The 11,985-nt window shown below is 53.3% G+C and carries 13 protein-coding genes; all 13 read left to right on the plus strand.

Annotation, left to right across the window (positions count from 1 at the left end; genetic code table 11):
• The first annotated feature begins 36 nt into the window (after nucleotides 1-36).
• The 13 genes from ACN0YR_RS11750 (at nucleotide 37) to ACN0YR_RS11810 (ending at nucleotide 11,983) form a co-directional block, all read left to right on the plus strand.
• Nucleotides 37-1,461, plus strand: coding sequence for a trypsin-like peptidase domain-containing protein (locus ACN0YR_RS11750; protein WP_417849415.1), 1,425 nt, complete (start codon nucleotides 37-39; stop codon nucleotides 1,459-1,461).
• Nucleotides 1,462-1,485: 24 nt separating this feature from the next.
• Nucleotides 1,486-2,277: a hypothetical protein gene (locus ACN0YR_RS11755; RefSeq protein ID WP_417849416.1), complete on the plus strand. Its 792-nt coding sequence runs from the start codon at nucleotides 1,486-1,488 to the stop codon at nucleotides 2,275-2,277.
• A 12-nt stretch (nucleotides 2,278-2,289) separates the two neighbouring features.
• A complete protein-coding gene (locus ACN0YR_RS11760; RefSeq protein ID WP_417849417.1) occupies nucleotides 2,290-2,631 on the plus strand; it encodes a thermonuclease family protein in 342 nt (113 codons plus the stop codon).
• A 17-nt stretch (nucleotides 2,632-2,648) separates the two neighbouring features.
• Nucleotides 2,649-3,083 carry a phage tail tube protein gene (locus ACN0YR_RS11765; protein ID WP_417849418.1) on the plus strand — a complete coding sequence of 145 codons (435 nt, stop codon included), beginning with the start codon at nucleotides 2,649-2,651 and terminating at the stop codon, nucleotides 3,081-3,083.
• A 2-nt stretch (nucleotides 3,084-3,085) separates the two neighbouring features.
• Nucleotides 3,086-3,544, plus strand: a complete 459-nt coding sequence (locus ACN0YR_RS11770) for a hypothetical protein (RefSeq protein ID WP_417849419.1) — start codon at nucleotides 3,086-3,088, stop codon at nucleotides 3,542-3,544.
• Between the two features lie 8 nt (nucleotides 3,545-3,552).
• Entirely contained in the window at nucleotides 3,553-3,834 is a 282-nt protein-coding gene (locus tag ACN0YR_RS11775) for a hypothetical protein (protein WP_417849420.1), read from the plus strand.
• Nucleotides 3,835-3,861: 27 nt separating this feature from the next.
• On the plus strand, nucleotides 3,862-6,276 hold the full coding sequence (locus ACN0YR_RS11780; protein ID WP_417849421.1) for a phage tail tape measure protein: 2,415 nt from the start codon (nucleotides 3,862-3,864) through the stop codon (nucleotides 6,274-6,276).
• 9 nt (nucleotides 6,277-6,285) lie between these two features.
• The gene (locus ACN0YR_RS11785; protein ID WP_417849422.1) at nucleotides 6,286-7,083 is read left to right on the plus strand and encodes a hypothetical protein; all 798 of its coding nucleotides are present in this window, start codon (nucleotides 6,286-6,288) and stop codon (nucleotides 7,081-7,083) included.
• Between the two features lie 90 nt (nucleotides 7,084-7,173).
• Nucleotides 7,174-7,782: a hypothetical protein gene (locus ACN0YR_RS11790; RefSeq protein WP_417849423.1), complete on the plus strand. Its 609-nt coding sequence runs from the start codon at nucleotides 7,174-7,176 to the stop codon at nucleotides 7,780-7,782.
• Nucleotides 7,767-9,989: a hypothetical protein gene (locus ACN0YR_RS11795; protein WP_417849424.1), complete on the plus strand. Its 2,223-nt coding sequence runs from the start codon at nucleotides 7,767-7,769 to the stop codon at nucleotides 9,987-9,989. The genes ACN0YR_RS11790 and ACN0YR_RS11795 overlap by 16 nt, the downstream gene beginning before the upstream one ends.
• Nucleotides 9,986-10,639, plus strand: a complete 654-nt coding sequence (locus ACN0YR_RS11800; RefSeq protein WP_417849425.1) for a glycosyltransferase family 2 protein — start codon at nucleotides 9,986-9,988, stop codon at nucleotides 10,637-10,639. Before ACN0YR_RS11795 ends, ACN0YR_RS11800 begins: the two co-directional genes overlap by 4 nt.
• Nucleotides 10,605-11,264, plus strand: coding sequence for a 2OG-Fe(II) oxygenase (locus ACN0YR_RS11805; RefSeq protein ID WP_417849426.1), 660 nt, complete (start codon nucleotides 10,605-10,607; stop codon nucleotides 11,262-11,264). Before ACN0YR_RS11800 ends, ACN0YR_RS11805 begins: the two co-directional genes overlap by 35 nt.
• Nucleotides 11,264-11,983, plus strand: coding sequence for a hypothetical protein (locus tag ACN0YR_RS11810; RefSeq protein ID WP_417849427.1), 720 nt, complete (start codon nucleotides 11,264-11,266; stop codon nucleotides 11,981-11,983). Before ACN0YR_RS11805 ends, ACN0YR_RS11810 begins: the two co-directional genes overlap by 1 nt.
• Nucleotides 11,984-11,985 lie beyond the last annotated feature (2 nt).

Consider the following 11,985-nt stretch of genomic DNA (forward strand, 5'->3'; position numbering starts at 1 on the left):
TCTGTGCTTGTCCTTTTGTTGTTGTGGAGTATTCGGTTGTCGAAGTTCTTTTTATTCCTGATCTTTCTGCTGACGGTTCCCGCTCTGGTCTTTGCCAGTTCAATTGACCAGGCGGTGGTGTTGGTCAACGGCTGTAGCGGTGTCTGTGTCGATCCAGCAGGACTCGTCATGACCGCGAAACATTGCGATTTACCTGAGACCGTCACCATTCGGTTCAAAGAGAGGACGGTGACAGCTCAACGGATCTATCAATGCCAAGAGACTGAAGGTCCGGTGGTTTATGACTGTGAAGGAGATGGTTATCCATTCCTGAATGTCGCTGCCTCGCCCCCGATGTTGGGAGAGAATGTCTGGACCTACGGCTATCCCCAGTCAAAGCATCAACGCGAACTTCGCTGGACTGCCGGTAAACTTCTGCGTTGGAGTACGTTTGAATATGGCGGCGGTTCGTTCACTGGCAACGTGGTGAAGTGTCGAACTGGCTCTGGATGGAGCGGCGGACCGCTGCTCAACGCGAAAGCCGAAGTCTGTGGATTACTAAATAGTGGCGATCAGCGAACGAGCGTCTTTATCTCATCAGCTGCCGTTCGCGAGGCGTATGCCAAGGCGAAAGACGAACTCCGCACAAAGCCTGAGAAGGAACCAGTCCGAGCAGACGTAAAACCGACGCTCTACGTGTTCGGATCCACCACTTGCCAGCCGTGCCGCAAGTTCAAAGAGGATTTCGGGAATGTGGAATCGTTTTGGAAGGCGATTGAAGCGGCGTTTGTGGTGGAGTTCATCGATGTCGATAACGATCCAGAACTAGCATTCAAGGAGAATGTGACGGAGGTTCCGACATTTTTGGTTCGGGACAGCTTGAGAATTACTGGGTATCAGAATCCGGATGATCTCCTTGTTGCTCTGGGACTCCAACAACAGGTCGCATCAAATCAGGTTGAAGTTCCGCCTGCCGTAACAGAACCAGTCAGTCAACCAACACTCCCTGAAAAACGAGAACCTGAAACTCAGACTTCCACTGTCGAATCCCCATCCATTCTTCAAGCAACGCCATCCAACGACCGTCTTGATCGACTCTCAGGATTGATTCAATCAGCCATCACGGTCTCCACCTGGTTAGGAGTGACAGGAGCAACGGGAGGAACCGCGGGACTGGTACTGGGGGGAATTGCTTGCTGGCGAACACTGCGTCGACGATCTCAGCATCGTCCTGGCCGCGCACCACCTGTCAGTCAACCGACCACCATCACCGTGGAAAATTCTCCTCTGCCACAGGCCATTGTGCCGGAGACACGGTTCACTCCCTATGAACGAGACACCTATGCAGAAGCGTTCTCCTGGGCCGAATCTGAAATGGCCCGTAAATATCCCGGCTCGGTCGGCACGCTGGAATCAATCAAAGGTTTGATTGACCAGTACCTCTCGGCGAAGGGCTACAAGCCCTCAACCAAGAAATCCTAATCCTCTAATCTTGGATCATCCTTCATGTCTCACGATGCTTTTCTGTGGTACAGCGCGAGTGACTGGGGTCGTTTCGGTCTCGCGGTTCCCAACTTCTCCAACGATACCAAGTCCCAGAACGACACGATTCGTTATCTCAACGATGTGCTGGGACGGAACCTGCAAGCCATTCTCTGGCATCCCGATGCGAGGCTACGGACTCCACCCAGTATCAACACGCTGACGCGGATCCATAAACTCTGCACTCGAGCGCGATCGATTCTGGCAGGCCGTGCGGTGCCAGCTTCGACGCTCAATATGGAAGCGGCCCACGCCCTACCTGCTCCCGAGGAGTTCCTGGTTTATCCGACTCCGTATTTCAAAGTCCGCAACCAGTGGCTGAAGCAATACGCCGGCTTGATGCTCCTTTCTCTGACGGAAGCGATGCAACATCAGGAAAATGCTCGCCCACTGGAAATCAGTGAAGCGTTTGCGGGGTTGATTGGCCAGTACGTGCAGCGTGTTTATCGCTTGATGGCGACTGAACTGTTTCGAGTTCCGCTCGAAGAAGCCTCGAAACCAGACTTCACGCTGACTGATCAGCAACTCGCTGGATACAACCCAGCCGCCTGGTTCACCAGCACCGAACTCCTGGATACCGTCCCTCCGATTGATGACTGGCCAACCGAGGATGACCTCGAAGTCCTGACTAACGGGATTCCGATCAGTCATCTTCCCGTACTGGGACGTTGGCCATCTGGACCACTCCCAACAACCGACAACGTGTCGATGAATGCGGTCCCTGGTGAATCGTTTGCACCAGCTCCGGGAGCGTAGTGAATTCACGAAATGTATGAATATCGTGCCAAGATTGTCCGGTTGATTGATGGGGACACGGTGGTTGCCGATGTGCAGCTTGGCTTCCACGTCTCCCTCCGGACCACGTTTCGCCTGTTCGGGATCGATGCTCCCGAAACTCGCGGTGTCGAACGTCCCGATGGCCTCGCTGCGACCGAGTATCTCAAGCGATTCATCTCCAAACTGACCGACGGCAGCAACGAACTAACGATTCGCACGCAGAAAGACCGGACGGGCAAGTACGGTCGCTATCTCGCCGAGCTGTGGGTTGGCGACATCAACCTCAACGAAGCTCTGGTCGCTGCCGGACACGCTGCGATTGCTCACTATTAATACTGTAAGGATTTCACATGGGAATTCGACTTGGTCTGGAAGCCAAGCTGTATCACAATACTGCCGACTTCACGGGCACGATGGAGGAGATGAAGAATGTCAAAGATTTGACACTCAACATCGAAGCGGGGGAAGCGGACGCGACCACACGTGGAAACAATGGTTGGCGTGCGACGCTGGCAACTCTCAAAGATGGCTCGATTGAATTCGAGATGGTGTGGGACACTGCGGATGCCGCATTCAACGCTGTGCGAACGGCGTTCTTTTCCAGATCAGCAATCGGGTTCGCGATTCTGGATGGTGATATCGCTGATACCGGAACTCAGGGATTGAAGGCGGCGATGGCGATTACAAACTTTAGTCGCAACGAACCGTTGGAAGAAGCGATTACGGTCAGTGTGACGGCGAAGCCAACCTACAGCGATAATCCTCCAGAATGGATGGTGGTCTGATTATGAAATCGTTTACTGATGCCAAAGGAAACACCTGGACCATCGAGGTCAACGTCACCACGTTGCAGCGGGTCAAAGGTTTAACGGGCATTAATCTCACCAATTTGATCGATGCCAAAGGAGACACATTTACCAAAGTCGTCGAAGATGTGTTTGTCATGTTCGATGTCCTGACCGCATTGGTTCGACCACAGCTAGACGCACAAGGGATGACGACTGAGCAGTTTGGGGAATCACTCGATGAAACTTCTCTGGAAGCTGCAGTGCACGCGCTGATTGAAGCGGTGATCGATTTTTTCCGGGAAGGGAAGCGGACGCTGCTGAAGCGAGCGTTCACGAAAGTGAAGACAGCGGCCGAACGTCGTCAGTCGACAAACATCGACAAAGCGATGCAGGCAGTGGAGAGTCCGGAGTTCGATCAGGCGATCGAAAACGCCCTGCAGTCGACGTCTGGAAACTGATTTTCGAGTTGGCGGGCATTGTCGGTGTCGATCCCGCATTGCTGACGTTACGGCAACTCTGCTGGATGGTTGATGCGGCGAGTCACGATCGCTGGAACCATACCGCTTCCCTGATGGCATTGATCTCCAATTGTCACCGCGATCCCAAGAAATCACGACCAGCGAGACCGAAAGATTTTCATCCGCATACGCAGCCGCCGCCTAACCGTTCTCCTGAAGCCAAGCCGCGTGTCGGCGTGGAAGTGCTGAAACAGGTCTTCGTCGATCGGCGACCACTCGATGCTCGCTAATTCTTTCATGTTCAACAGGAATTTAACGTGGTCGCTGCTGGTGCCATTCGTGCTTCACGTGCGTATGTCGAGTTGTTTGCCGATGACTCGAAATTGGTACGAGGACTGCGTCGGGCTCAGGCAAAACTGAAAGCGTTCGGGAGATCGATTCAACAGTTCGGTCGCAAGCTTCTTTCCATTGGGAGTTTGGCGGCCGTTCCTTTTGCGCTGTCGGCCAAGACATTCGCGAACTTTGAATCGCAGATGGCTCGCGTTAAAGCCTTGACCGGAGCGACGGAGAACGAATTCAGTCGTCTGGAGAAAGCAGCCAAACGGCTCGGAGCGACCACTGTCTTCTCAGCGAGTCAGGCGGCTGAGGCGATGAGTGCGTTTGCACTGGCGGGATTCGATGTTGATCAGATTCTCGCTGCGATTGGTCCCACCCTCGACCTCGCTGCAGCCGGTCAAATTGAGATTGGAGAAGCTGCCGACATCGCTGCCAAAATCATGGCGGGGATGGGACTCTCTGCGGAAGAGTTGGGGAATGCGGTCGACGTCATGGCGAAAGCGATGACGACTGCGAACACCGACCTGACGATGCTGGGAGATGCTTTCAAGTTCGTCGGACCGATGGCGAAGTCAGCGGGGATCTCACTCGAAGAAATCACCGCAGCCATTCAGTTGCTGTCAAACGCCGGCATCCAAGGCGAGATGGCTGGTTCCACATTACGCGGGATCCTGCTTTCGCTGACGTCTCCTTCCGCGGCCGCTGAATCAGAATTGAAACGCCTCGGAGTCCGAATCGTTGATGAAGCTGGCAATGTCCGCACATTGGCTGACATCCTGGCGGATCTGGAAGGAGCATTGAGCAGCGTCGGTTCCGGTGAAAAACTACGCGTCCTGGGGACCATTTTTCCGGCTCGTCAAGCTGCTGGAGCTGCGGAACTCGTGGCACAAGGTGCTGAACGGTTACGGGAGGCGACTGATGCTCTCGGAGATGCCACCGGGACCGCCGCCAACATCGCAAACACACAACTCGACACGCTCAAGGGGGATGTCACGATTCTGCTGTCTGCACTGGAAGGAGTCGCCATCGCAGTCGGAGATGCGTTTGGAACGGAACTGAGAATGGCAGTCCGTGGGGTGACAGCATTCTTGTCAGCACTGGGTGATTGGATTGGTGAGAACAAACAGCTTGTCCTGACGACGGTCGCGATCATCGCGGGACTCATGACCGCTGGCGTGACGTTAATCGGTCTGGGTGGAACGATTCAGTTGGTCACGTTCGGCTTGGGAGGGTTAGCGACACTCTTGGGGACAGCCGCGTCGTTGCTCGGAGCGATTCTGTCTCCGATTGGTTTAGTGGTCGCAGGATTGGGAACGTTGGCAGCTTATCTGGTGACCACAACGGATATTGGCGGGCAGGCTCTCGATTGGTTGGGAAACAAGTTTTCTGCGCTCAAGGGAGTTGCTCTGCAGGCGTTTCAAGGAATCGGAGATGCCCTGGCAGCGGGCGACCTTGGCTTGGCTGCCCGGATACTCTGGCTGACGCTCAAAATGGAGTGGCGGAAAGGGACAAATGCCTTAAATGCGCTCTGGCTCTCCGTAAAGGAAGCCTTTGTGGCGACATGGACGGATGCCGTCTTCGGAACTGCAAAAGCCAGCACCACGGCTTGGTCGGGATTGCAAAAGAGCTGGATTGAGACCGTTGATTTTTTGAGTGATCTCTGGTCAATGTTCACCACCGGGATGGTCAAAGCCTGGAACATCGCGCTTGGGTCAGTCCGGAAAGTGTTGACACAGTTTATGGGACTGTTTCAGGCACTCCAGGAGATTGTGCAGACGATTAATCCTTTCACCGACAAAGCGTTCTCGGACATCATTGATCGCGTCAAGTCTGCTGTCGACGCCAACCCAGAACAACAGGCCATTGATGAGGAGGTTACTCAGCAGAACAGTGCTGCCGATTCCAAACGAGACTCAGCAATTTTTGAGCGGGAACAATCCCGCAAACGAAGAGTTTCCCAATTAGATCAACAACAAAGTGCCGTTCGCTCAGAACTCGGTCAGATGCAGGCCACCGAGAAAGCCCGCCAACGTCAGCAGTTTGCGGCCGACCTGCAGGACTCAGAAGCGGCGTTGAATCAAGCTCGTCGTGAATGGCAAGCAGCTTTGGAAGAGGCCGCCAAGAAGCGTACCACCAGTGAATCCGAGACAACACCTGATGGGAAATCTCCGACTGACCTCATGGGAGAACTCCAAGACAAACTCGCTCAAGCGGGTCAGGGGCTGCAATCCGCCGCCGACAAAGTGAGTGTCAGCGGAACGTTTAACGTGTTCGGATTACGAGGAATGTCTGGTGGTTCTGCTGCGGACCGTACAGCCAGCGCCACCGAAGAGACCGCGAAGAACACGAAACGTCTGCTCGATGAAGCACATCACGGTGGTCTGCAATTTAGTTAATGAGGTTTGATGTCTGTCATCGTCACCGAGAAATGGGATTCGCGAGAACAGTCGGCTGGGGAACAACCCTCGGTTGATCTGCGGTATCTCGTGCTCGGGACCACCGATGACATTGAAGCTCACAGCGAACTGATTGCGCAGACACCGAACGTTTATTCTGGGCTGGTTCGCCAATCGACACATCTGGAACGACTCGCGGACGATGCCTGGGAAGGCTCGGTCCGCTACGGCAAAGAAGCACCACCAGAAGCTGGTGATTCTGCCTATTCGTTCGATACAGGTGGCGGAACTCAGCATGTGACGCAGTCGATCGCGACTGTCGGCGTTTATGCGGCTCCGGGAATCTATCCCCCGAACTTCAAAGGAGCGATTGGCGCCACGAAAGACGGGATCGAAGGAGTTGATATCAGTGTCCCAATCTACAACTTCTCCGAAACACATTATGTTGATGCCAACCTGGTGACCGGTGCTTACAAGTCGACACTGTTTTATCTGACAGGAACGGTCAACAACGGTGGGTTTCGGGGGTTCTCTGCGGGCGAGGTGTTGTTCCTGGGAGCGGGAGGAGCCAAGCGTGGTCAGGATGACTGGGAGATCAGCTACCGGTTCGCAGCCAGTCCAAACGTTCAGGGCTTACAGGTGGGTGACATCACTGGGATCGCCAAGCGAGGCTGGGACTACCTCTGGATTCGCTATGCCGATGCCGTCGACAACGATGCGTTCATGCTCGTGAAACGACCTTTATCCGTTTATGTCGAACAGGTTTATCCCTATACAAATTTCTTCGGTCTTGGAATCGGAACGTGACCGGCACAGCCGGATTGTCCTGAACGTCAATCACTTCGATGCATGTTCCGATAAGACTCGCGTCGAATGATCTGACAACGAGGCAACGTCGTGGGCGATCCATTCAAGAAGGTTCAGCGTGGTGATTCGCTCAGAATCCAAGCTGAAACTTTCAATACGTTTATCGATGCCGCGCAAGACTTTCGGCAACGGACGCAGAACCGTGGTTCAAAGAACCAACCCGAGATTCAACAACCGGGGATCATCCTCGTCAAAAATGAGTCTGGTACGGATCTCAACCGCTTTGAAGTGTTGGGGATTGAACGGCCACTCTTCTTGCCTGCTGAGAACATGTTCAGTTTTCAGAATCAACTGGCCGTCATCGGAAGTAAGCCTGATGAATCGAACCATCTCGGTCGATTCGTGGTCCTGCAGGAACCGTTGCGGGCGGGGATGATTGGTCGGGGACTGATCAGTGGAGTCACTACGGTTCAGCTGAATGTCGTGGATGAAGAGCATGAGTGGGCGGATGTCGAGCATGACGAGACCGATTCTCTCAAAACCGACACTGCAGGGAGTGCGTTCATTCTCTGGAAAGAGTCCGGCTCGGGATCGGGCTACGGTGGTTATGGATATGGCTACGGGTATTACGGCAGCCTGCGTTGGGCACTGGTGCGGATTGGGAATCTGAGTGATGGCGATCAATGGGGGACTGTGTGAGTCCGGTTGATGATTTTCTGAATGAACTCACCGAACGTGGTATTCGCCTCGAACTGCGTGGTGATCAACTGGTCTATTATCCTCGCCGAAAGCTGACAGCAGATCTTCGCCAGCGGCTCGTTCAACTCAAACCGGAGATTCTGAATCGTCTTCGTGGAGTTCATGAAGCAAGAGAGGTTCCAAGCCAGACTACTCCTATCACAGAACCGCCTCGTATTGAGCACCCTCCGGTTTCGGTTGTGATCAGTGATCCCCAACCAAAATTTCTCGAAAGCCTGTTGATCAACGTTTTATCGCAGCGCCCGGCTCCCGCTGAAATCCTCATCACAGGGAAAACGAATCGGAGTATTCGCAAAATCGTCAACCGATTCAGATCACGTGGCGTCCACATCGCCAACAGTTCGCTGGATGTCCAGCACAACTCCGTCTGTCTTATTTCACCTGACACACAACTTGGTCCAGATTGGCTGCCTCAAGCAGTTCAAAAGTTGAATACTCCTGAAGTCGGAGCAGTCTATTCCGATCACGAACTCATTCAAACTGAAGAACGGACTGACTATCCGGGACACGTGACAGCCAATGATCTCGCGAGATCGGGAATACAAGCACCGACCATCCTGGTGCGTCGTGAAGCATTGGTGGCAGTACATCACCAAGGTGAGCCACTGAATGTTCTGTTACGACAACTGTCACGATCAGGATGGGAACTCCGTAAACACTCCGGAATTGTTTACGTTCAAAGTGACCGCAAGGAATCGTATTTTCAGCAACAGTCTCTCGATCAAGAATCGATCACGTTGTTTATTCCGCTGTCAGGACGAAAACATCTCTGGCCAAAGCTTCAACACTTCTTGCAACAACAGACGTGGCCGCATCATCAGACGCGACTCATTCTGTGTGACACAAGTCGTGATAAATCGTTCTCGAACAGGATTCGGTCGTGGTTCTCAACGTGCGACTATCCCGACGTACGAAATATTCGTCTTCCATCAAAGCAGGCAGGATTGGCCGACCTCCCACGCGATCAGCAACTGATTGCCGTCAACGAGCAGATGTGTCGCATCTATAACCTGCTGCGGGCGGAACTGAAAACCGATTACGTTTGGATCCTGGAAGATGACATCATTCCACCGGTTGATGTTCTTTCGCGTTTATTGCATTCCTTTGAGGAGAATGTCGCTTCTGTCTCCGCACCGTACCGATCACGGTTCGATGGTAGGTATTTGGTTTGGTCACGTGAGCGGTCTGGAAATGCAGGAGTTCATCAACTCTGTCGCCCCTTACCAGATCGTCCCCAAGTTGAAGAAATCCGAGGGAGTGGGTTTGGGTGTCTCGTAATGAGAGCTGAGGTTCTCAAACAACGACCATTCTGCCTCCCGGAGGGAGAGACTTGTTATGACGTTCGCTTTTTTCGTGAACTTGAACCTCACTGGAAGCGACTCGTCGATTGGACCACCGCATGCCAGCATCTGCACAACGTTCCTCAACCGAAAAGCAACATCACAACTCGCAACCTGATTTATCACATCACGCCATTTGCGACGAATGACATCTGGCTCCGCAATGTCCAACAGTTGTTGAAACGGATCGATTTGTTCAACGGCAGACGAGTCATTGCGGTTGCCACAGGTGAGGGACTTATCACTCCCGATCAGGTTCAAGCAGCATTTGGGAATCACCAGATTGAGATCATCACCAGACCCAACTCGGCACAACTGCGCGAGAATGCCACATTCCTACCATTACTGGAATCAGTCGCCGATCCTGATCCCCACACGGCCACGTTTTACGCTCACGCCAAAGGAGTCGGGAAAGATGTCTGTTGCCTTGGGCCACCGCGTGGCTCGCGTTATTGGCGGAACGCCATGTATCACGAGTTACTCGATGACTGGTCACGGATCAATGAGTTGCTAATCGATTCCGCAATCGTGGGAACACATCGCCGCCAGCACAACGAAAACCACCAGATCTACCCCGATGGCCAATCAACATCACCCTGGCATTTCGCGGGCACATTCTTCTGGTTCCGAAATACCGATGTGTTCAGTAGCGAGAAATGGCGGGACGTCTGGCAACCGACTGGCTGGGGCGCCGAAGCCTGGCCGGGACGGATGTTCGATTTCGAGCAGTCCGCCTGCGTCGCTTATGACGGTCTCGAAGATCTCTATAACCCCGCTGTCTACTTTCCTCAGATTGAAGATGAATGAACATTTCGCTGGTCACCGTAATCTACGAGCCTGATTGGTCAATCACGGGGAGGATTCTTAGTCAGGCATTGAGTGCTTTAGAAACCAGCAACCTTTCCGGTGAGATACTGATCGTCGATAACTCACCGTCACCAACAACTCAAGCTCAGCAACTCGCAGCAGCCGATCCTCGAGTTCACCATCTCTGGAACGATGGCTACAACATCTACATCGGTGGCGGACTCACCAAAGCTGTCGAACAAGCTAACGGTGACAGCTTCGTTTATCTCTGTGCTTCACATGGTCTGCAAAACGATCCCTCCTGGCTCAAAGACTTGATCGCTCCGTTGGTAGATCCGCAAGTAGGATTAGCCGGCCATATTCATCCCTGTGAATTCAACCGCGTTGCGGCCGTTCCTGAAGACATCATTGAACCTGAGATCCATGTCCAGGGTGGCCTGTGGTCTGCCCGCACTGAAACGTTACGTGAAATCGGGTTCAGTCATCGGTTCCCGTTTGAGTTTTGTGATGTTGATCTCTCCCGCCGCATGCTCACTGCGGGCTATGCCCTCGTTACCGTTCCTTCGATCGTCTCCGTCGCTGGAGGCATCATTCCCGATCCCGAGCGTTACAAATATGTCCACGATTACCGCACCACTACAACGGACTGATTTTGATGACTGGTACTTTGATCGACCATTCCGTCACGAAGTCATCGACAACTGGGCACCTCCCGAGTTGGTCCGCGCCGCCGAAGCCGAATGGCCTGATCATCATTGGCCGTTCTGGCATCGCTATGAGAATGGAAAACTGACTTCCAAAGATCCGTTGCGGATTCCACCTGCTTGCAGCGAACTCGTGCGGCGAATGCTCTGTTTGCCGATCGCGGAATTGATGGGAATTGAGAATGCTTTCGGCGACTGGAACTGTCATGCCTCGGGACTGCACGGGATGCCGACGGGAAGTTCGCTGGGAGTCCATCTTGATAGTGATCACCACCCGATCACTGGTTGGCAACGGGCATGCAATGCAGTGTTCTATCTGAACAGCGATTGGCAAGCTGACTGGGGTGGTCAGTTTGAGTTGTATGACTCAACTGGTCAGAAGTGCGAGAAACTGATCGCACCACGGTTCAATCGATTGGTGCTGTTTGAGCCGTCGGATGTCTCGTACCACGCAGTGTCGGAAGTGACCGGTCCAGAGACTCGTAAAACATTGACGGTCTTCTTCTGGAAGAAAGTGGAATTCAGTACCGCAAAACGCGCTACGGCTCAGTTCATTGATAGGGATGCATAATGCCTGGAGCATTTCAGCTATCGAATGCCTTGAGCAAACAGGCAGAATCTTATCGCTGCAAGTTTCTGATCCTGTGCCAGCCACGAACGGGCTCGAGTCTGCTCAACGCATCGCTGCGGAAACATCCTGAGATTGTGATGCACCGCGAGATCTTGAATCATCAGCAGCCTCACAGGTTGCCGCAGGATGGCAAAGAACGCATTCGGGCTGTCTATGCCAATCAATCAGCGTCCGCAATCGGATTCAACGTGCATGCGTTTCAGCCGGATCGTCGCTGGTCTGGTTGGCAGGATTGGGAACCCGCCTGGGAAGCGATCGCTGAAGATCGCAGTATCAAGATCATTCATCTGGAGCGGCTCGATACCCTCGCTCAGTTTGTCTCCTGGAAGATTGCTCAAATCACGGGGCTCTGGGGAGAGCAAAAGGGATTAACAACGCGACCGACGGTGCATGTGGAACGGGGAGAGTTGCGGTGGTTTCGGGAATGGAATCGGGCGGTGTTTGACTGGCGATTGAGTCACTTACAGCGTCACTCCATTGAACATGTTACCTATGAATCGCTCTGTGATGACTGGGAAAACTCACTGTTGCAGCTTCAGGGCTTTCTCGGCGTGCAACTACAGTCCTTACCACAAGCCGTGCAAAAGAACGAAACACGTCCCCTCAGTGAGGTCATCACCAACTGGTCAGATTTCGTTCATGAATATGCGAAAGATTGAGT

Source organism: Thalassoglobus sp. (genome assembly GCF_048270125.1).
Classification (GTDB): domain Bacteria; phylum Planctomycetota; class Planctomycetia; order Planctomycetales; family Planctomycetaceae; genus Thalassoglobus.